The following is a 20,168-nucleotide window of genomic DNA, read 5'->3' on the forward strand; positions in this document are numbered from 1 at the left end:
GGGTGAGTCGGCCGGCGACTGTGTCGGGATTCAGACGCGGCCGCGTGCGGCGAGGGTGTTGAGCACCGCCGCGGCCTGGTCGGCCCCGTCGACCGTGACGGTGAATCGCGACCCGTCGCCTCGGGTGACCTCCAGCGCGGGGCCCGGCCGGGCGATCAGCCCGACACCCCGGGGACCGACCCTGTAGCCGTAGCCGCCGAACCCGTTGAGCACCTTGACCGTGACCGCGCGCGCCTCGGCGACCTCGTCGAGCGGGATGTGGACGGGCCGGACCGGCACGACTCCGCGCGCGGACAGCCCGCGCCGATCGACGAGGACCCGGACCGGGGCGAGGACGAGTGCCGTGACGGCGCCCGAGATCGCGGCGACCACGAGCAGCAGGATCGCCGAGCCCGCCCCGACCGCCGTCAGTGCGACGACGACCGCGATCGGGAGGACACCCAGGAGAACGCCGAACCACCGCGGCATCGCCGCCGATCCCGACCATGCGACCCGCTCCCCGTCCGCGAGGGGGATGCGTGGGGCGTCCACGCCGGGTGCGGCGCCGGCCCGGGCCGATCCGGGCGAGGGCATGCTCAGGTGTGCGAGCACGGCCGCAACGGCCGCGATGGCCGCGCCGACGACGATCCACCAGCCGGGCACGGTGACGGACGATGCGTCGGCGACGCCTCGCTGCGGGATCGCCAGCAGGACCGGTAGCACCGCCAGGAACGAGCCGATGCCGGAGGCGAGGGTGACGCCCATCCCGGCGGTCCGCAGATCACGTCGCGTGATCAGCACCAGGACGATCACCAGCAGCGCGGCGGTCGCGGGGCCGAGAAGCACGGTCGCGCGCGCCGCGGCCTGCGACGCGAAGCCGTCGGCGCTGCCGCCGAGCGTGAAGTGCACCGCCATCGGATCGGGCAGGTCGGCGGCCCACGCGGCGAACAGCACCAGCGCGATCGCGGCGAGCGCCACCGGCGCCGCCAGCGCCGTGACCAGCGCACGCACCCACGGCACCTGCGGCCACACGATCGGTTCGGTCATGTCATCTCCTTCTTGACGAGGGTCACCAGTTCCGACGCACTCAGTCCGAGGCGACGCGCCTCCGCGACGACGTCGAGGACCGCTTCCTGGAGCCGGCTGCGTCCGCCCGCGTCGGCCGCGACCACCGCGCCGCGCCCGCGTCGTAGTTCGATCAGCCCCTCGTCGCGTAACTGCTGATAGCCACGCAGCACGGTGTGGACGTTCAGGTCGAGGGATTCGGCCAGCTCGCGGGCGACGGGCAGTCGGTCCCCGGAGCCGACACTGCCGTCTGCGATAGCGCGCCGAACGCTCGCCGCGACCTGCTCGAAGAGCGGCGTCGGCGATGCGGGGTCGATTCGGATGAGCACGAACATATTCTATTGTTCTAGTTACATTAGAACAACTTCACCGCGTGGACACCCGCTCCGGGAGAGTTCGAACGGTGCGCGACGCCGGGATCCCGCGTCCAGGTTCCGAATGTCGCGACCCGACCCGGGACTCGAGATTCGTGCTCCGAACTGCGATCGACAGGTCGAGGGGACTCGGCATGAAAAATGGCCCCTCACCTGCGATCGCAAGTGAGGGGCCAGTGGCGGAAGCGGAGGGATTTGAACCCCCGTTGGTGTTACCCAAGCTCGCTTTCAAGGCGAGTGCATTCGGCCGCTCTGCCACGCTTCCGTGGCGAATCCTAGCCGCCCGGGGTGAGACCGGCCCAATTCGGCGTGCGCGTCAGATGGTCGGGCGGGCGTCGAGCGCGGCGTCGACCTTCTCGAACACCGACGCGACGGCGGCGAGCTCGTTGTCGTCGAGCTGGTCGATCAGATAGCTGCGCACCCCGCGGACGTGCGTCGGTGCCGCCTCCGCGAGCTTCTGCCTGCCGAAGGGCGTGATGAACGCGAGAACGCCGCGGCCGTCCTCCACGCAGGTGCTGCGGGAGACCAGGTCCTCGGACTCCATGCGCCGCACCTGGTGGGTCAGCCGGCTGCGGGACGAGAGGATGCCGTCGGCGAGTTCACTCATTCGCACCGACCCGTCGGGCGACTCGGACAGCATGACGAGGATGCGGTAGTCGGCGAGCGAGATGCCGTGCAGGGACTGCAACTCCCGGTTCAGCACCTCCATCAGGCGCTGACTGCCCTCGATGAATCCGCGCCAGGCCCGCATCTCCGCGTCGTCGAGCCACCGCGGAGCCGTTCCCGTCACCTGTGCGATCTCTGATTCCACGCCGTCAGTCTAGAGACCCGGGCCTGCCAGAGTGCTCCTCAGAACCCGGCGGTCGAGTTCGGCGACCGAGGCGAAACCGGCGAGGCCGAGGGTTACGTCGAGATCCGCGAGCAGCATTCGCAGTGCGTGCCGGACACCGTCGGCGCCCGCCAGTCCCAGTCCGTACACCCACGGACGCCCGTACAGCACCGCGTCGGCACCGAGCGCGAGGGCCTTCACCACGTCGGCGCCGCTGCGGATCCCGGAGTCGAGGAGGACCGTGGCCCGGTCCCCGACCGCCGCCGCGACGTCGGGCAGCGCGTCCAGCGCCGCGACGGCACCGTCCACCTGACGGCCACCGTGGTTGCTGACCACGACGCCCGCCGCGCCCGCGTCGACGACGGCGCGCGCGTCGTCGGAGTGCACGATCCCCTTGACCACGATCGGCAGATCCGTCCACCGGGCCAGGCGCGCAACGTCACCCAGCCGAATCGCATGGTTGCCGAACATCGACACCCACGTGAGTACAGCCATCTGCATGGCTTCGGTGCTCTCCTCCGGCGGGTTCGCGAGCCGGGACCGGAACACCGGATCGGACAGGTAGTTCGCGATTCCCTTCGCCTGCAGGAACGGCAGGTGCCCGAGTTCGAGGTCGCGGGGTCGCCACCCCATTCCGGGCGTGTCCGCGGTGAGGACGATCGCCTTCGCGCCCGCGGCCGTCGCGCGCTTCACCAGTGACTCGGCGACCTCGTCGTCCGACGGCCAGTACAGCTGGTACCACCAGTTCTCGCCGGACACCGCCGCCACGTCCTCGATCGCGCTGGACGCCGCCGTCGAGAGAACCGATCCGACACCGAGTTCCGCGGCGACAGCGCCCACGGCCCGTTCGGCATCCGGGTGCACGAGTTCGAGGACTCCGATCGGCGCCGTCAACACCGGCGCTGCGAGCCGCGTGCCGAGCACGTCCACGCTGAGGTCACGGGCGTCGGCGGCCGCGGTGCCGCGCAACATCCTCGGCACGATCGCGTACCGGTCGAACGCGGCCAGGTTCGCCGCCGCGGTCCGCTCGGTGGACGCGCTTCCGGCGATGTACCCGAACGCCTCCGGCGACAACCGTTCCCGCGCGAGCACCTCCAGTCCCGCCGCGGTCATCGGCAGGTCCGGCACGGTTCCACCGAGGCCGGCGAAGTAGATCTCGTTCTGCATGCTCCCGAAATTGGTCACGCCGTGACCGTAGCCGCTGCGCGCGCCGGACACGGGTGGATCCCGAGCCGCGCCGGAACCCGATAGCGTCGACCCCATGCATGCGATCACCGTGACGGCGCCCGGCGGACCCGAAGTCCTCACCTGGAGCGAGGTTCCCGACCCCGAGCCCGGACCCGGTCAGGTCCTGATCGACGTCGCGGCCACCGCCGTCAATCGCGCCGACGTCCTGCAGCGCCGGGGCCTCTACCCACCACCGCCCGGCGCCAGCGACATCCTCGGCCTCGAGTGCTCCGGCACGATCGCGGCGGTCGGGGACGGGGTGCGGGACCGGCAGGTCGGCGACCGGGTCTGCGCGCTCCTCGCCGGCGGCGGCTACGCGGAGAAGGTCGTCGTCACCGCCAACCAGCTGCTGCCGATCCCCGACGGACTCGACCTGGTCGCCGCGGCGGCGCTTCCCGAGGTCGCCTGCACGGTGTGGTCGAACCTGGTGATGATCGGCGGCATGCGCAGCGGGCAGCTGGTGCTGGTGCACGGCGGTGGTGGCGGCATCGGCACCCACGCCATCCAGGTCGCCGTCGCGCTCGGCGCCACCGTCGCGGTGACCGCCGGCTCCGAGCACAAGCTCGCCGCCTGCCGCGACCTCGGCGCAAGCATCACCGTCAACTACCACGAGGACGACTTCGTCACCGCGGTCCGCGACGCGGGCGGCGCCGATCTGATCCTCGACAACATGGGCGCGAAGTACCTGGGCCGGAACGTCGACGCCCTCGCCCCCGACGGACAGCTGTGCGTGATCGGCATGCAGGGCGGCGCGGTCGGCGAGCTCAACCTCGGGAAGCTGATCGCCAAGCGGGGCCGGGTGTTCGCCACGGGCCTGCGCGGACGTCCCGAGGCCGGGCGCTCCAGCAAGGCGGAGATCGTGTCGGAGGTGACGCGGCGCCTGTGGCCGCTGGTGGCGGACGGCACCGTCCGGCCCGTGGTGCACACAGAGCTCCCGATCACTGAGGCGGCGCGGGGCCACGAGCTGCTCGACTCGGCGGACACCGTCGGCAAGGTGGTCCTCACCGTCGCCTGACCGGCTGAACGGCCCCTTCATGCGGCTGGTCGAGATGAACGTGACTTTCAGCCGATCCGTCCCGGTCACCCCCATTCATGGCTGAACGTGGCGTTCAGGCGTGTGATCGAGATGAACGCCACGTTCAGCCAACGACGGGGACAGCGGCCGGGGGCCGTGCGGCGATGGGCGGGTGCGGCCGGGGGCGGTGCGGCGGGGTCAGCCGAGGGCTGCGACCGCGCGGACGAGCTGGTCGATCTCGTTGCGTGTCGTGTACGGCGCGAGGCCGACGGTGATCGCGCCGCCCTCCTCGTTGACGCCGAGCGAGTCGAGCAGTCGACTGCCCCGCCCGCCGACGACGGTGCCGATGCGGCGCTCCGCGAAGTGCTCGGCCGCCTTCTCCGCGCTGACGCCGGAGACGGTGAAGCTGATCGCGGGGACGCGGCTGTGCGACGTGCCGATCAGCGTCACCTGCGGCAACCGTCGCAGCGACGCGAGGAGCCGCTCGAACAGGCGGTCGTGGTAGTCCTGCAGCGAACTGATCGACGTCTCCAGCCGCTCCCGGCGGGACCCGGTCGCGGATTCGTCGAGGTTGGCGAGGTAGTCGATGGACGCAGTCAGGCCGGCGAGCAGGGCGTACTGGTGACCGCCCATCTCGAGCCGTTCGGGGCCGTGTGCGTGCGGGTTCAGCGAGATCGACGGGATCCGGTCGATCAGACCCGGGTCGCGGAACACCAGCGCCCCGATCTGGGGGCCACCCCAGCTGGGGCCGCTGACGGCGAGGACGTCGGCGCCGAGCTCGTGGATGTCGACGTGCGCGTACGGGGCGGCGGCAATGGCGTCGCACACCATCAGCCCGCCCATCTCGTGGATCCGGTCGGACGCGACGCGGACGTCGGGTGCGGACCCGACGATCGGGGACGCGGCAGTGAGGGCGACCAGGCGGGTCGTCGGGCCGATCAGTTCCGCGAACTGCCAGCTCGGCAGGTCACAGGTGTCGATCTCGACCTCGGCCCAGCGCACCTGCGCGCCGTAGCGGTTCGCGACGCGCAACCAGGGAGCGACGTTGGCCTCCTCGTCGAGCCGCGACAGCACGACGCCGGTGCCGAGCCCGAGACGGGAACTGAGCGCCTCGGCGAGCCACGCGAGCAGCGTTGCGCGGTCCGGTCCGAGCACGACGCCCGCCGGGTCGCCTCCGACGAGATCGGCGACCGCCTCACGGGCGGCGTCCAGGGTCGCGGCGGCGCGCCGCGCGCTGATGTGCCTGCCAACGTGCGAGGATCCGGATCCGCGGAACCCCTTCGACACCGCGGTCGACACGGAATCCGGGTGCAGCATTCCGGCCTGGGGGTCGAGATGGATCCATCCGTCTCCCAGGGTCGGGATCAGTCCCCGTACCCGGGCGACGTCGTAAGCCATGACCGACAGCCTAAGACCTGTTTTCGAGGCGATGCGATCGGGATGGCGGATTCCGCACCACGACAGTGGATCTGAGCAGGCGCGACGCCGAACCCCGATCGGCCCTTTAGCGATTCACGGCCGATACCGACAAGATGGAGGCATGACGCATCCGGAGAATGAGCACGTCGTCGTGATCGGACCCGACGGTCAGCCCGTGGCGTCGGGGTCGCCCGACTCCGCTCAGGACACGTCCGCGCAGCCGTCGGGCAACGGTGCCGGCGCCCCCGAGGACGCGGGTGAGCCCGCCGAGGAGCGGGAGGAGACCCTCGCGGACATGGTCGAACAGCCCGCGAAGGTGATGCGGATCGGCACCATGATCAAGCAGCTCCTCGAGGAGGTGCGGGCGGCGCCGCTCGACGACGCGAGCCGGACCCGGCTCAAGGAGATCCACAAGTCGTCGATCAAGGAACTCGAACAGGGCCTCGCTCCCGAGCTGCGGGACGAGCTCGAACGCCTCGCGTTGCCGTTCACCGACGACAGCGTCCCGTCGGACGCGGAACTACGGATCGCGCAGGCGCAGCTCGTCGGCTGGCTGGAGGGTCTGTTCCACGGCATCCAGACGGCGTTGTTCGCACAGCAGATGGCGGCCCGCGCCCAGTTGGAGCAGATGCGGCAGGGCGCGTTGCCGCCCGGGCTCGGCGCGGCGGTCCACCAGCAGGGCCAGCAGCCACCCGGAACCGGTCAGTACCTGTAGAGGCCCCTGTGCGCGCTTCTGGTGGCCTGGACCACCAGAAGCGCGCACAGGGCGCGCAGGTGCCACGGGTAGGGTGGACCACCGTGCCAGCCGCCGTCAGCTCGATGAAGGCCGGCTGACGTCGCTTGAAAGGCGCCCATGACTGACCACGTGAGCATCGAGACCACCAACGCATACGTCGACTTCCCGATCTTCGACGCGAAGACGCGTTCGTTGAAGAAGGCGTTCCTCGGCAAGGCCGGCGGCGCGATCGGCCGGAACGATTCCGACGTCGTGGTCGTCGAGGCGCTCAAGGACATCACCCTGTCCCTCAAGCAGGGTGACCGGGTCGGCCTCGTCGGTCACAACGGTGCCGGCAAGTCCACCCTGCTTCGCCTGCTGTCGGGGATCTACGAGCCGACGCGGGGCAGCGCCCGTGTCCGGGGCCGCGTCGCGCCCGTTTTCGACCTGGGCGTCGGCATGGACCCGGAGATCTCCGGCTACGAGAACATCATCATCCGCGGCATGTTCATGGGCATGACCCGCAAGCAGATGCTGGCGAAGGTCGACGAGATCGCCGACTTCACCGAGCTGGGCGAGTACCTGAACATGCCGTTGCGCACCTACTCGACCGGTATGCGGGTTCGCGTCGCGCTCGGCGTCGTGACCAGCATCGACCCCGAGATCCTGCTGCTCGACGAGGGCATCGGCGCGGTCGACGCGGATTTCATGAAGAAGGCCCGCACCCGACTGCAGGCGTTGGTCGAGCGGTCCGGCATCCTCGTGTTCGCGTCCCATTCCAACGAGTTCCTCGCGCAGCTGTGCGACCGGGCCATGTGGATCGACCACGGCCAGATCCGCATGAGCGGCGGCATCGAGGATGTCGTGCGCGCCTACGAGGGTGACGAGGCAGGTGACCACGTCGCGCACGTCATCCAGGAGCTCGAGCGCGAGAAGTCCGCGGCGTCCGCGAACGGCACCGCGTGACCACGATCGTCGGCGTCGTCGTCACCCATCGGCGACGCGAACTGCTCGCCGAGTCACTGAAGGTCCTCACCGCCCAGACCCGACCGCTGGACCACCTGATCGTCGTCGACAACGCCGACGAGAGCGCGGTGCACGAGCTGGTCGAGTCCGCGGACATCCCGACCACCTACATCGGTTCGAAGCACAATCTGGGCGGCGCTGGCGGTTTCGCGCTCGGGATGCTGCACGCACTGGCGCTGGGCGCCGACTGGTTGTGGCTCGCCGACGACGACGGCCGGCCCGAGGGCCCCGACGTGCTGGCGACGCTCCTGGCATGCGCCGAACGCAACGCTCTGGCCGAGGTGTCCCCGGTCGTGTGCAACATCGACGAACCCGAGAAGCTGGCGTTTCCGCTGCGCCGCGGCCTGGAGTGGCGCCGGAGCCGGTCCGAGCTGGGCGACGGCGACCTGCTGCCCGGCATCGCGTCACTGTTCAACGGTGCCCTGTTCTCCGCGGCGGCCGTCGACGCGGTCGGGGTGCCGGACCTGCGACTGTTCGTGCGCGGTGACGAGGTGGAGGTGCACCGCCGGCTGGTCCGGTCCGGGCTGCCGTTCGGTACCTGTCTGACTACCGCCTATCTGCATCCGTGCGGCACCGACGAGTTCAAGCCGATCCTCGGTGGCCGCATGCACACGCAGTACCCGGACAACGACACGAAGCGGTTCTTCACCTACCGCAACCGCGGCTACCTGCTCTCGCAGCCGGGCATGCGGCGGCTGCTGCCGCAGGAGTGGCTGCGCTTCGGCTGGTACTTCCTGATCACCCGCCGCGACCTCGCCGGCCTGCGGGAATGGGTACGTCTTCGCAAACTCGGCCGAGAGGAACGCTTTGAGCGGCAGTGACGTCACCGTCGACGACGGTCCGGCGACCACGGAAAACGGGCGGGTAGTGTCGTCCCCTGTGTCTGCGCCACCCACCGAACCCTCGACGACGTCGGCTCCCGACTCCCGGACCTTCCGACGAGCGTTCCAGGACCTGCGGGAAGGGTTCGGTCACCGCGAGCTGTGGCTGCACCTGGGCTGGCAGGACATCAAGCAGCGGTACAAGCGGTCCGTCCTCGGCCCCTTCTGGATCACCATCGCCACCGGCGTCTCCGCGGTCGCGATGGGGCTCCTCTACGGCACGTTGTTCGACATGGACATCGCCTCGTTCCTGCCGTACGTCACCCTCGGCTTCATCATCTGGAACCTGATCAGCGGGTCCATCCTCGAGGGTGCGGACGTGTTCATGTCCAACGAGGGCCTGATCAAACAGCTGCCGACGCCGCTGAGTGTGCACGTTTACCGCCTGGTCTGGCGGCAGATGATCCTGTTCGCGCACAACATCGTCATCTACGTCGTCATCTTCGCGATCTTCCCGCAGCCGATCAGCTGGACGGCGATCGCCGCGATCCCGGCGTTGTTCCTCATCGCGATCAACGCGGTCTGGGTGTCGCTGCTGTTCGGCATCCTCTCCACCCGGTACCGCGACATCGCGCCGCTCCTCGGCAGCATCGTGCAGTTGTTGTTCTTCATGACGCCGATCATCTGGACCGAGAAGACGCTCGAGGGCACCGGCAACGCCGACCGCGCCAAGATCGCCGAGATCAACCCGCTGTACCACTTCCTCGACATCATGCGGGCGCCGCTGCTCGGCGAGGACCAGCAGCTATACCACTGGGTGATCGTCCTTGCGGTGACCGTGGTCGGCTGGGCCGTTGCCCTGGTCGCGATGCGCAACTACCGCTCCCGCGTCTCCTACTGGGTCTGAGTCACGACGGCGGTACCGTCACCTCGCGGTCTGTTGCAGCCGGACGAGCTGGCTGTGGTTGGCGGGCATGCGGTCGCTGACGACGAACCCGTCCGCGGCGAGGGCCCGGTACAGGTCCGAGTCGACGAAGTGGAACGGTGCGAACTGCCACCGCACGTTGGCCGGGTGCAGATACTCGCTCGCGTCGTCGCGCTCACCGTCCGTGACCACCCACACGACGTCGCAGTCTCGGGCGCGCGCGGCCACCTGGTCGGGCGTCGCGTCGGAATCCCAGAGGCTGACGAGATCGACCGCGGATTCGCCGAATCCGATGTCGACGAGGTCGGCGAATGCATCGGGACGGGCCTGCTCCACCGAGCGCAGTGACGTCGGCTGCCACGACACCGACGGCTGGAACGTGACACAGTCGCCGGGCGCGGCGCGTGCGGCCACGTCGTCGGCGACGGTGCTGTAGTCCATGCCGCCCGGTTTCCCCCACGGCTGCCGCTGCGCGACGTAGGCGGGCAGCGCCGCCGCAGCGAGCGCGAGCACTGCGACGACGACCGCGACGCGGGAGCGCAGCAGCAGCACGACGGCGAGCGCGACGAGCAACGCCACGGCCGGGGTGGTGAAGATCAGGTACCGACCGATGTAGATGTTGCTCGCGAACGCCGAGTAGCCGAGGAACGCAGCGATCGGCACCAGCAGCCACGGCACCGCGACGGCCGACACCGCGACCGTGGTGGCGTCACCACGCCACGCCGACGCGATCGCACCCGCGACGACGAGCACCAGACAACACAGCGCGAACGGCACGGCCCCGGGGAACCACTGCTCGACGAGAATCGTCCGTACGACCGTCGAGTCCAGCGGCGGCACCCATCCGACCTGACGGGACTGCGAGACGGCGAGGACGGCGAACGGCGCGGCGAGGAGCCCGGCACCGGCTGCGGCGACCAGGAACCACCAGCGTCGCCGTGCGGGGGTGACGGCGACGGTCACCGCGTGCGCGGCGACGAGGACCGCGCTGTAGAGGAACAGGACCGTCGAGAGCGCCATCAGCAGCGCGTACAGCAGCCACCAGAGGCGCCGCGTGGATCGGAGCGCGACGACGAGCACCAGGCCGGTGACGGCGGCGGCCGCAGCGACCATCGCGTACGAGCGGGCCTCCGTGCCCGCCCAGGTGGTCCGCGGCAGGATCATGAACACCGCACCGGCGACCAGCGCGAAGCGGGTGCCGGCAAGGATGCGTGCCAGTTGGACGAGGGCGGCCGCGGCGACTCCGATCGCGACAGCGCTGGGCAGCCGCGCGGTCAGTTCGCTGATGCCGACGAGGTCGAACCAGTAGTGCATCAGCGCGTAATAGGCGCCGTGAACGGCGTCGATCTTCCCGAGCAGCTCACCCAGCTCCGGGAGTGTGCGGTCGGCTGCGCTGATCGTCGCCGCCTCGTCCCACCAGAACGACGGGATCCAGGCCCCCGCGAGCGCGATCAGGGTCGCGAGAACACCCGCGCCGAGCGGCAACACCGTCCGGGCCGCCCGCGACGGGTGCCGTCTCGGCGGCACCGTCGCGGTGTCAACGGTCCGGTGCACCCAGTCAGGCCCCGGTGCCGTAGAGGCGCGTCCAGTTCTCCCGGCTGGTGATCCGAGGCAAGGCCTCGGTGTAGGTGGCCTTCATCTGTGGGGCCTCCTTGCGGAGCCGCCAGCACACCTTCGCCGCCTGTCGGGTCAGGTCGAGTGCGGTCTGCTTGTCGCGCCGGCGCACCCGGACCGCGTTCTGGGATGCGTCGGTGACCGTGGCCTGGGAGAACAGCGACACGTGCCACCAGCTCGCGTAGTGCGCAGGGATGGTGACGGGGCGTCCGTCGACCTTGCCCAGGAACTGCTGGACTGCGCGCTTGGCGAGCACCAGGCCCTCGCGGCTCTCGTCGGGCTCGAACTTCCACACGTCCATCTGGGTGTGCGGGTCGGCCTCTGCGCCGACCTCGACGGCGGGCCGCGCGACGGTCTCGGGGTAGCGGGCCCGCAGCTCGCGGATCTCGCCGAGCACCGACTGGCCGCCGTCGTCGAGGAAGTCCGGCCCGGCGAGGAAGTCCTCGGCGGCCTTGATGAACGTCGCGGCCAGCCCGTACTGCATGGACACGATCAGCTCGCTGATCTTGCGGAACAGGTACTTGGCGATGGTCGTGCCGTCGAAGCGGCCATAGATCGAGGACACGATCAGACCATTGCGAATGCTGAAGTAGCGGGCCCAGTCGTCGTAGTCCTTGAGATGGAAGTCCGCGTGCCACACCCCGGCGTTGGGCAGGGTGACGGTCGGGTGCCCGGCGAATCGCGCGCGGATGCCGTACTCGATGTCGTCCCACTGGAAGAACAGCGGCAGCGGCAGCCCACAATCGGCGATGACCTCGGCGGGGAGCAGACAGGTCCACCAGCCGTTCCAGCCGGCGTCGAAGCGTCGTTCCTGGTTCTTCTTGCCCAGGTCGACACCCATCATCGCGCCGGGGGTGAGGGCGCCCGCCTTGATCTCGTCGAGCACCTCTCGCTCCGCGCTGACGTGCAGGATCTGCGGGTTGCTGAGGGACAGCATCTGCGCGCCGACGATGGCCGGCTTGAGCGTCATGTTCGCGAACGCGTTCATCCGGAGCACCGTTTCCGGCTCGCAGAGGATGTCGTCGTCCATGAGGATGACGTTCGCGTGCGCGGACCCGGGCGCCGAGGTGATCTCGTGCATGCCGCGGGAGAAGCCGCCTGCGCCACCGAGATTCGGCTGGGTCAGGTAGATCAGCTTGCCGCCGAGCGATTCCTCGATGTCCGCGAACGCGGGCCGTGACTTCACCTGGTCGGTGCCCTGGTCGACGATGCACACCGCGTCGATGTCTGCCATCGCGCCTGCGTCCGCGGCGAGCGTGCCGACGGTGACCGCACAGTCGTCGGCACGGTTGAACGTGCAGATGACGACGGCGGCAGGACGCAGGTGGTCGGGGGCGTCGACGGTCCAGCGCACGTCGGTGACAGTGACGTCACCTGCGGTCGCGTCGATGTCGAACCACATGGCGCCGCCGTCGACGAACCGGTCGAGCTTGCCGTCGAGGACCAGCGTGCCCGAGCCGGTGACCTCCTGGCGGACGACGAGCCGCTTGCGGCCCTTCGCGTCGGAGGCTCGCAGCGCGAACGCCGCGGAGCCGGCGGTGGCGTAGGTCAGTTCGAGGCGGACCGCCGTGACCGCGGTCCAGCGCTGCCAGAAGCTGGCGGCGAACCGGCCGAAGTAGGTGTTGGTGCTCGCGTGGGCGCCCTGACGCAGGACGAGTTCGTCACGGGAAGCGACCGCACCGCCCTTGGTCTCGACGTACATCTTCTGGGGCACCCGCGGCGACGGTGCCGCGAACAGTCCGCGCTGAGCGACCAACCGGTCGCGGGGAGCAGGCTCGGAAAGCCCGTCCTTCAGAGCGTCGAGATCGTGTGCCACTGTCGCATCTCCCACCGTAGATGCCTGTTCCATCGAGTACGCCCCAACCGTGTGTTCTGGCCACTTGTGCCTGGCCGTTCGCGGTGAACAGTACCAACTGGACGACGCCGGGCGCGTTCTCCGTGGCCCCGGCGTCGCCCCCGTCGTCGGTGGAAGGCGGCCTTCCCATCGCTCGTCCGCACGAAGGCCACGTTCAGCCCCACAGCCGAGGACGGTCGCGGCGACGGCGCCCGCTCGCTGCCTGCGCGGTGCACGGCACGGGCGCCGATTCGGGCCGGTGCCCCGCCGATTCCTCGCATCGGCGACAATGGCACCCGCGACTGCAAAGCCGAGAGCCGCGACGGGCTCCCCGCGCGCGCGAATTCGAGGGATGAACCTGTGGGCAAGCGAGGGTGGGCACACGTCCGACGGCGTATCGAGCTGGGCGCGGTGGTGGCTGCGGCGGTATTCGCCGTCGGCTGCAGCTCCACGGTCGACGGCACGGCGACCGCTGCGAGCGATCCCGTGACGAGCGCGGCGACCACGGCAGCCGGTCAGGTCGGTTCCGACGGTGGCGGCGAGGTGGACATCGACGTCGAGATCGGTGAGTGCGTCCGGCTCGGCGGCACGATGGACGCCGCGACGATCTCCGAGGCGTCCTGCGGCAGTGCCGATTCCAACTACCGGGTGATCGCCAAGGCCGAGACGAACGCACAGTGCCCGTCGGACGTCGACCAGGTCTACTACGAGGAGAGCGCGCTGGGCACGGAACTCGGTGCCCTGTGCCTCGACATCGACTGGGTGATCGGCGGGTGCATGAGCGTGCCTGACGGTGGTGACGACGAACCCCAGCGGGTGGACTGCGCCGACACCCATGTCCCCGGCGTGCAGCGTGCCGTCGAACTGATCGACGGCGCCACCGACGTCGAGCGGTGCTCGGAGGGTGGGTTCGTCTACAGGGAGCGCGAATTCGTCGTGTGCACGGAAGAGGTGCGTCCGCTGTAGCGGGCGACGGTCACCTCCACCCGCGCCTTGGGCTGAACGGCCCGTTCATCTCCTTCAACCGCATGAACGCCACGTTCAGCCATCGACGGCAGGCGCGATCGGGTGAGCCGAGGAGTCAACACCTCCACCCGCGCCTTGGCTGAACGGCCCGTTCATCTCCTTCAACCGCATGAACGCCACGTTCAGCCATCGACGGCGGTGGGCGCCGAGGTGCCGCGGGCGGGTCAGTTCCAGTTGATGCCGAGCGAGCCGACGGCGACGGAACCGAAACCGGTGAGCACGGACCCCTCGACGAGGGATCCGAAGTTGCCGAAGCCGGTGTTGGACGAGCCGGTGTTGGCGGAGCCGACGTTGGTGGAGCCGGTGTTCGCGGACCCCACGTTCCCGGACCCGGTGTTGGCGGAGCCGACATTGCCGGACCCCGTGTTCGCGGACCCCACGTTCCCGGACCCGGTGTTCGAGGAACCGATGTTGTGAGATCCGGTGTTTTCGGGTCCGACGTTGTAGGAGCCGGTGTTGTTCTCGCCGACGTTGTTGGATCCGACGGCGCTGGCGGTGGTGGACGAGCCGCCCGGACCGGAACCACCCGACGACCCGGTCGCGGTGAGATCCGATGATCCGATCCCGAGGGCCGACGCGATCTGCCGGCACGGCAGCACCGTTCCCGGAGCGGCGACCTGCGCGAAGACCGCGACGTCGGAGAGTCCGACGGGAGCGCAGGCGTGGACGGCGGCGGCGGGTCGCAGCGAGCCCGTGTCGCCGGATCCGGTGTCGGCCTGGGCGAGCCCGGCACCCGAGACGACGAGCGCGGCGAGCGTCGCCCCGACTGCGGCCGTCCGGCCGGTGATCCGCGTGAACGTCTTCATGGAGTGCTCCCTCTCGAGCGAACTCTCAGTGAAATCCGGTCCTGCGGACGTGACGGTACCGCCACGGGTGTGGGTGCGCGCGGCGAATCGCCGTCGGGCCGACGAAAGATGCGCCGTCGAGGTGCGTGGTTACTCGGCGAGTTGCTGCTTGGCGATGTCGGGGAGCTCCTCGGACGCTCCGCCGTCGTTCGAGCCGTACCCGAGGTCGAGGGAGCCGAAGTTTCCGACGCCGGTCTCGGAGGAGCCGACGTTGAACCAGCCGGTGTTGCCGTAGCCGATGTTGAACCAGCCGCTGTTCGACCCGCCCAGGTTCAGACCGCCGGTGTTGGAGGAACCGCCGTTCGCGGAACCCGTGTTGGCCCAGCCGAGGTTGCTGTCACCGGTGTTGGCGAACCCGCCGTTCGCCGAGCCGGTGTTGGCCCAGCCCACGTTGCCGGTGCCGGTGTTCACGGACCCGGAGTTCGCGGAACCGGTGTTGCCCCAGCCGTCGTTGAACCAGCCGGTGTTCCCGACGCCGCTGTTGGAGGAACCGGTGTTGGCGATGCCGTCGTTGCCGAAGCCGGCGTTCGCGGAACCCGAGTTGGAGGAGCCGTTGTTTCCCCAGCCGTCGTTGAACCAGCCCGCGTTCCCGACACCCGAGTTCGCGGAGCCCGTGTTGCCCCAGCCGTCGTTGTACGAGCCGGTGTTGTACGACCCCGTGTTGGAGGAGCCGAGGTTCGAGGAACCGACGTTCGTCGAGCCGAGGGCTCCCGCGTTGAGGGCGTCGCCGACGCTGCCGAGGCCGACGTAACCGCGGTAGGAATCGGCGGCCGTCGCGGCGCTCTCGGTGGCCGTCGACGCGGCGCCGGAGCCCGATGCCGAGGAGGTGCCATCGTCGCTGATGTCGCAGGGAGCGAGGACCGTCTCCCCGTCGAACTCCGAGCAGATCGCGTCGTCGGCCGGGGTTGCGTGTGCCATGGCGGAGGAGCCGACGGTGCCGAGGGTCGCCGCGACGGCGACGGTGTGGAGTGCGGCACCGCGACGAGCGGTCGTCCAGCGTGTGGGCGCGCGATGGGACCCGGCCATGGTGACATCCTTCCCAGGGCCCAGCGGCCACCGGTCGATGCGGTAAGCGGAACACCGTGTCGACGTTGAACACTGTGCCACAGGGACGATTACGTCACCCGCGGGTGCAGCGTAGCGGACGGTGAGACGGCGTGCACCGTCCCGGGACCGAACGATCGGCGGAGGTCAGCCGGATTGTTCGGTGCGGGCGTATGCCGCCTCCGTCGCCGCCTTGCGCGGGCGCCACCACGCCTCGTTGGCGCGGTACCACTCGACGGTCGCCTCGAGGCCGGCGCGGAAGTCCCGGTAGCGGGGTTGCCAGCCGAGTTCGGTGCGCAACAGTGTCGAGTCGATGGCGTAGCGCAGGTCGTGACCGGGACGGTCGGGGACGTGGTCGAACTCGTCGGGTGCGCGCCCGAAGATGTCCAGCAGTGCCGCGATCACCGAGCGGTTGTCCTGTTCGCCGTCGGCACCGATCAGGTACGTCTGCCCGATCCGGCCCCGCTCGAGGACGTCCCACACGGCGCGATTGTGGTCGTCGACGTGGATCCAGTCGCGGACGTTGCGGCCCTCGCCGTACAGCTTGGGCCTGCCGCCGTCGAGGAGGTTGGTGATCTGCCGTGGGATGAACTTCTCCACGTGCTGGTAGGGGCCGTAGTTGTTGGAGCAGTTGGAGATCGTGGCGCGGACCCCGAACGACCGCACCCAGGCCCGCACGAGCAGGTCGCTGGACGCCTTCGTGGAGGAGTACGGGCTGGACGGGTTGTACGCGGTGTCCTCGGTGAACCGGGCCGGGTCGTCGAGTTCGAGGTCGCCGTACACCTCGTCGGTGGAGATGTGGTGGTATCGGACGTCGTGTCTGCGGACCGCGTCGAGCAGCGTGTAGGTGCCGACGACGTTGGTGTGCACGAACGGCCACGGGTCGTCGAGCGAGTTGTCGTTGTGGGATTCGGCGGCGAAGTGCACGACGGCGTCGGTATCGCGGACGAGGCCGTCGACGAGGTCCGGGTCGGTGATGTTGCCGTGGACGAACCGGATCCGGTCCAGGGCGGCGGCGAGCGACGCACGATTGCCCGCGTAGGTGAGGGCGTCGAGGACGGTCACCTGCACGTCGGGTCGTTCCGCGACGGTCCGGTGGACGAAGTTGGCGCCGATGAACCCGGCACCGCCCGTGACAAGCAGCCTCATGAAGTCGAACAGTACCGACCTCTGCTCCGATACCTTGGACACACTGCGTCATCACTCCACGGAGCGGAGGGCTGCATGTCTGACAACAGTGGCACCGTGCGTCCCGAGTCGACATCCGAGCCCGATCCCCGGTCAGCCGGCGGTTCTCCGCGGCGGTGGGTGTCGCTCGCGGCGATCTGCGGGGCGGCGGGACTGGTGTGGCTGGCCTTCGCGGACCTGGGCGTCGCCGTCCCGACGATCGCGGACGACTTCCACGCCGACCTCTCGGCGCTCGCCTGGGCGAACAATGCGTTCAGCCTGGTCGCGGGGTCGCTGGTGATCGCGGCGGGCAAGTTCGGGGACGTGTTCGGCCGACGCCGCATGCTGCTGCTGGGCGTCGCGCTGTTCTCGGGGTTCTCCGTCCTCGCCGCACTCGCGGGCAACGTCGAGATGCTGATCCTCGGGCGTGCGCTGATGGGAATCGGTGCCGCGCTGATCCTTCCGGCGACGCTCGCGCTGATCCCTCCGCAGTTCTCCGGCAGGGCGCTGCTGACGGCCTTCGGCGTGTGGCAGGCCGTCGCGTGGGGCGGGCAGGCGGTGGCTCCGGCGATCGGCGGCGTCATCACCGACACGGTCGGCTGGCCCTGGCTGTTCTGGATCAACATTCCGCTGGGACTCGGCGTGTACACCGTCATCCAAGCGCTGACGCCGGAGTCGTCCGATGCTGCCGCGTCGCGGAAGGTGGACTGGCTCGGGCTCGCAACCATCGGCCTCGCGGTGTTCGCCCTGCTGTTCGCACTGACCGAGGGCCCGGACGCCGGTTGGTCGTCACCGCTGGTGATCGTCCCGCTCGGCGCGGCGGTGGTGCTCGCCGCCGCCTGGGTGTGGATCGAGCGCGCGGTGTCCGATCCCCTGGTCGACCTCTCCCTGTTCCGTCTGCGCCCCTACGACGGTGCGCTGACGGCAAACCTGGTGATGAACCTCGCCTACGCGGGCCTGACCTACCTGCTGGTGCTGTGGCTGCAGAACGCCCGCGGATACAGCGCCGTCGAGGCAGGCATGTTGATGCTGCCGGCGACCATCGGCATCTTCGCGTTCATCCCGATCGGTGGGCGTCTCGACGCCGCCCGCGGCGGCCGGGTACCGGTGCTGCTGGGCCTGATCGTCCTCGGACTCGGTCTGTTCGCCTTCGCGCCGATGCGGGCCGGTTCGGGGCTGTGGCTGCTCGCGCTCGGGCTGGTCGTGGTCGGCGTGGGGTTGGGCATGCTCTCGACCCCGGTGTCGAACACCGCGGTCGGCGACGTTCCGGAGCAGCTCGCGGGGACCGCTGCGGGAGTGTTCAAGATGTCGAGCATGGTCGGCGGGGCCCTCGGTATCGCCGTGCTGACGGCGCTCGCGAGGGGATTCACCACCCACGACAGCGGGCATGCGGCGACGCAGGCGGGCCTCTCCCCCGACGACGTCGCCACGGTGCAACAGTCGCTGGTGAACTCGGCGTCCTACACCGATGCGGTCTCGTCGCTGCCGGAGCCGTTACGGGACGAGGTGACGGCGGCGACCGTCGACGCCTTCTCGTACGGGGTCGCGCAGGCGGCGCTGGTCACGGGCGTCGTGTCGATCGTCGCCGCCGCGACGGTCGCGTTCGTCTGGCCTCGCAGGAGCAGCGACATCGGGTGACTATCGGGCCGCGACCTTCTTCACCGTGTACCAGCCGGCCAGCCCCACCAGGACACCGATCACGACGTACTGCAGGACGCCCGCGTAGTTCTCCACCACGGACCAGTTCTCGCCGAGGAAATACCCGGCCAGGATGAAGATCGAGTTCCAGATCAGGCTGCCGAGCGTGGTGTAGAGCACGAACACCCAGATCGGCATGCGGGCGACGCCCGCCGGTACCGAGATCGCGCTGCGGACGAGGGGCACCATGCGGCCCAGGAACACGGCCTTGGTGCCGTGGCGCTGGAACCACTGCTCACCTTTCTGCAGGTCCTCCACGCTGACGATCGGCATGCGGTCGACGATCCGGGACAGCCGGTCCATGCCGATCGCGCGGCTGATGCCGTAGAGGACGAGTGCACCGACCAGTGAGCCGAGCGTCGTCCACACGACGGCCTCGACCAGGGACATCGAGCCGCGGGCGGCGGCGAATCCGGCGAGCGGGAGGATCACCTCGCTGGGGATCGGCGGGAACAGGTTCTCGATCCCGATCGCGATTCCGGCACCCGGTCCGCCGATGGCGTCCATCAGGTCCACTGCCCAGTCGGCGACGGTGTCGAAGAGCCCACCGGAGGTCGTGTCGGCTGCGAGTGAGGAGGTCACCGCAGCCATCGTACCGGGACTTTCCGACCAATCGGACATTCAGGACAGGACCGAGTGGGTGAGCGGGTCGTGGAACACTGCACCCCATGCGCGGAATCATTCTGGCCGGCGGCACGGGGTCGCGGCTGCACCCGATCACCATCGGGGTGAGCAAGCAACTCGTCCCCGTCTATGACAAACCGATGATCTACTACCCGCTGTCCACCCTGATCCTCGCCGGGATCCGCGACATCCTCGTCGTCACCACACCCGAGGACGCCGGACAGTTCACCCGGCTGCTCGGTGACGGTTCCCGGTTCGGCGTCTCCATCACCTACGCGACACAGGAGAAGCCGGACGGCCTCGCCCAGGCGTTCGTGATCGGCGCCGACCACATCGGCGGGGACACCGTCGCACTCGTGCTGGGCGACAACATCTTCTACGGACCCGGGATCGGCAGCCGGCTGAGCCGCTTCGAATCCATCGACGGCGGAGCAGTGTTCGCGTACCAGGTGTCCGACCCGTCGGCGTACGGCGTCATCGAGTTCGACAACGACGGGCGCGCGGTGTCCTTGGAGGAGAAGCCGGCGAACCCGAAGTCGCAGTTCGCCGTTCCGGGCCTGTACTTCTACGACAACGACGTCGTCGCCATCGCCCGCGACCTGCGACCGTCGGCGCGCGGCGAGTACGAGATCACCGACGTCAACCTCGCGTACCTGGAGGCCGGGCGCCTGCAGGTGGAGGTACTCCCCCGCGGCACCGCCTGGCTCGACACCGGCACCTTCGACTCCCTGCTGGACGCGTCGAACTACGTGCGCACCATCGAGCAGCGGCAGGGACTGAAGATCGGGGTGCCCGAGGAGGTTGCGTGGCGGCGCGGATTCATCGACGACGACGCCCTGCGGCTGCGGGCGGAGGGCCTGGTGAAGTCCGGTTACGGCGACTACCTGCTGGGCCTGCTCGACCGCGGAAAGGACTGGTGAC

The 20,168-nt window shown here is 69.6% G+C and carries 19 protein-coding genes and 1 tRNA gene; 8 read left to right on the top strand and 12 right to left on the bottom strand.

The annotated features are described in order from the left end of the window. Positions 1 to 30: 30 nt before the first annotated feature. From ACFSJG_RS07320 to ACFSJG_RS07340, 5 genes are all read right to left on the bottom strand, one after another. Positions 31 to 1,026 carry a DUF1648 domain-containing protein gene (locus tag ACFSJG_RS07320; protein ID WP_378484544.1) on the bottom strand — a complete coding sequence of 332 codons (996 nt, stop codon included), beginning with the start codon at positions 1,024 to 1,026 and terminating at the stop codon, positions 31 to 33. Beyond that, positions 1,023 to 1,373, bottom strand: a complete 351-nt coding sequence (locus ACFSJG_RS07325; protein ID WP_378484545.1) for a GntR family transcriptional regulator — start codon at positions 1,371 to 1,373, stop codon at positions 1,023 to 1,025. Before ACFSJG_RS07325 ends, ACFSJG_RS07320 begins: the two co-directional genes overlap by 4 nt. Before the next feature lie 222 nt (positions 1,374 to 1,595). Further along, a tRNA-Ser gene (locus ACFSJG_RS07330) sits at positions 1,596 to 1,683 on the bottom strand. 51 nt (positions 1,684 to 1,734) lie between these two features. After that, the gene (locus ACFSJG_RS07335) at positions 1,735 to 2,169 is read right to left on the bottom strand and encodes a MarR family winged helix-turn-helix transcriptional regulator (RefSeq protein ID WP_378485246.1); all 435 of its coding nucleotides are present in this window, start codon (positions 2,167 to 2,169) and stop codon (positions 1,735 to 1,737) included. Between the two features lie 69 nt (positions 2,170 to 2,238). Beyond that, positions 2,239 to 3,414: an alpha-hydroxy-acid oxidizing protein gene (locus ACFSJG_RS07340; RefSeq protein ID WP_378485247.1), complete on the bottom strand. Its 1,176-nt coding sequence runs from the start codon at positions 3,412 to 3,414 to the stop codon at positions 2,239 to 2,241. A 94-nt stretch (positions 3,415 to 3,508) separates the two neighbouring features. Here ACFSJG_RS07340 and ACFSJG_RS07345 point away from each other — a divergent pair, with 94 nt between their 5' ends. After that, the gene (locus ACFSJG_RS07345) at positions 3,509 to 4,489 is read left to right on the top strand and encodes an NAD(P)H-quinone oxidoreductase (RefSeq protein ID WP_378484546.1); all 981 of its coding nucleotides are present in this window, start codon (positions 3,509 to 3,511) and stop codon (positions 4,487 to 4,489) included. A 198-nt stretch (positions 4,490 to 4,687) separates the two neighbouring features. Here ACFSJG_RS07345 and ACFSJG_RS07350 read toward each other — a convergent pair whose 3' ends face one another. Further along, a complete protein-coding gene (locus tag ACFSJG_RS07350) occupies positions 4,688 to 5,887 on the bottom strand; it encodes a cysteine desulfurase-like protein (RefSeq protein WP_378484547.1) in 1,200 nt (399 codons plus the stop codon). 142 nt (positions 5,888 to 6,029) lie between these two features. Here ACFSJG_RS07350 and ACFSJG_RS07355 point away from each other — a divergent pair, with 142 nt between their 5' ends. From ACFSJG_RS07355 to wzm, 4 genes are all read left to right on the top strand, one after another. Then, complete coding sequence (locus ACFSJG_RS07355) at positions 6,030 to 6,623, top strand: bacterial proteasome activator family protein (RefSeq protein ID WP_378484548.1); 594 nt, start codon at positions 6,030 to 6,032, stop codon at positions 6,621 to 6,623. Between the two features lie 138 nt (positions 6,624 to 6,761). Continuing rightward, positions 6,762 to 7,589: a galactan export ABC transporter ATP-binding subunit Wzt/RfbE gene (gene wzt / locus ACFSJG_RS07360; RefSeq protein ID WP_378484549.1), complete on the top strand. Its 828-nt coding sequence runs from the start codon at positions 6,762 to 6,764 to the stop codon at positions 7,587 to 7,589. Continuing rightward, a complete protein-coding gene (gene glfT1, locus ACFSJG_RS07365; protein ID WP_378484550.1) occupies positions 7,586 to 8,470 on the top strand; it encodes a galactofuranosyltransferase GlfT1 in 885 nt (294 codons plus the stop codon). Before wzt ends, glfT1 begins: the two co-directional genes overlap by 4 nt. 58 nt (positions 8,471 to 8,528) lie before the next feature. Further along, positions 8,529 to 9,377, top strand: coding sequence for a galactan export ABC transporter permease subunit Wzm/RfbD (gene wzm / locus ACFSJG_RS07370; protein ID WP_378484551.1), 849 nt, complete (start codon positions 8,529 to 8,531; stop codon positions 9,375 to 9,377). A gap of 18 nt (positions 9,378 to 9,395) precedes the next feature. Here the strand turns inward: wzm and ACFSJG_RS07375 are convergent, their stop codons facing one another. Together ACFSJG_RS07375 and ACFSJG_RS07380 are read right to left on the bottom strand one after the other, a co-directional pair. Then, positions 9,396 to 10,949 (bottom strand): glycosyltransferase family 39 protein, encoded by a 1,554-nt coding sequence (locus ACFSJG_RS07375; RefSeq protein ID WP_378484552.1) that lies wholly within the window; start codon positions 10,947 to 10,949, stop codon positions 9,396 to 9,398. A 4-nt stretch (positions 10,950 to 10,953) separates the two neighbouring features. Continuing rightward, on the bottom strand, positions 10,954 to 12,858 hold the full coding sequence (locus tag ACFSJG_RS07380; protein WP_378484553.1) for a glycosyltransferase: 1,905 nt from the start codon (positions 12,856 to 12,858) through the stop codon (positions 10,954 to 10,956). 345 nt (positions 12,859 to 13,203) lie between these two features. On the opposite strand from ACFSJG_RS07380, the gene lppU reads away from it, so the two are divergent. After that, positions 13,204 to 13,809: an LppU family putative lipoprotein gene (gene lppU, locus ACFSJG_RS07385; RefSeq protein ID WP_378484554.1), complete on the top strand. Its 606-nt coding sequence runs from the start codon at positions 13,204 to 13,206 to the stop codon at positions 13,807 to 13,809. A 224-nt stretch (positions 13,810 to 14,033) separates the two neighbouring features. On the opposite strand, the gene ACFSJG_RS07390 is transcribed toward lppU, so the two are convergent. The 3 genes from ACFSJG_RS07390 to rfbB all read right to left on the bottom strand — a co-directional run bounded on the left by ACFSJG_RS07390 (position 14,034) and on the right by rfbB (position 16,907). Next, complete coding sequence (locus ACFSJG_RS07390; RefSeq protein WP_378484555.1) at positions 14,034 to 14,675, bottom strand: hypothetical protein; 642 nt, start codon at positions 14,673 to 14,675, stop codon at positions 14,034 to 14,036. Positions 14,676 to 14,804: 129 nt separating this feature from the next. Then, positions 14,805 to 15,740: a pentapeptide repeat-containing protein gene (locus tag ACFSJG_RS07395; protein ID WP_378484556.1), complete on the bottom strand. Its 936-nt coding sequence runs from the start codon at positions 15,738 to 15,740 to the stop codon at positions 14,805 to 14,807. A 165-nt stretch (positions 15,741 to 15,905) separates the two neighbouring features. Further along, positions 15,906 to 16,907: a dTDP-glucose 4,6-dehydratase gene (gene rfbB / locus ACFSJG_RS07400; protein WP_378484557.1), complete on the bottom strand. Its 1,002-nt coding sequence runs from the start codon at positions 16,905 to 16,907 to the stop codon at positions 15,906 to 15,908. A gap of 75 nt (positions 16,908 to 16,982) precedes the next feature. On the opposite strand from rfbB, the gene ACFSJG_RS07405 reads away from it, so the two are divergent. Then, positions 16,983 to 18,563: an MFS transporter gene (locus ACFSJG_RS07405; protein ID WP_378484558.1), complete on the top strand. Its 1,581-nt coding sequence runs from the start codon at positions 16,983 to 16,985 to the stop codon at positions 18,561 to 18,563. On the opposite strand, the gene ACFSJG_RS07410 is transcribed toward ACFSJG_RS07405, so the two are convergent. Further along, a complete protein-coding gene (locus ACFSJG_RS07410; RefSeq protein WP_378484559.1) occupies positions 18,564 to 19,214 on the bottom strand; it encodes a DedA family protein in 651 nt (216 codons plus the stop codon). A 77-nt stretch (positions 19,215 to 19,291) separates the two neighbouring features. Here ACFSJG_RS07410 and rfbA point away from each other — a divergent pair, with 77 nt between their 5' ends. Next, positions 19,292 to 20,167, top strand: coding sequence for a glucose-1-phosphate thymidylyltransferase RfbA (gene rfbA, locus ACFSJG_RS07415; protein ID WP_378484560.1), 876 nt, complete (start codon positions 19,292 to 19,294; stop codon positions 20,165 to 20,167). Position 20,168 lies beyond the last annotated feature (1 nt).

It is taken from the genome of Rhodococcus gannanensis, assembly GCF_042681175.1.
In the GTDB taxonomy this organism is placed as follows: Bacteria; Actinomycetota; Actinomycetes; order Mycobacteriales; family Mycobacteriaceae; genus Rhodococcus_G; species Rhodococcus_G gannanensis.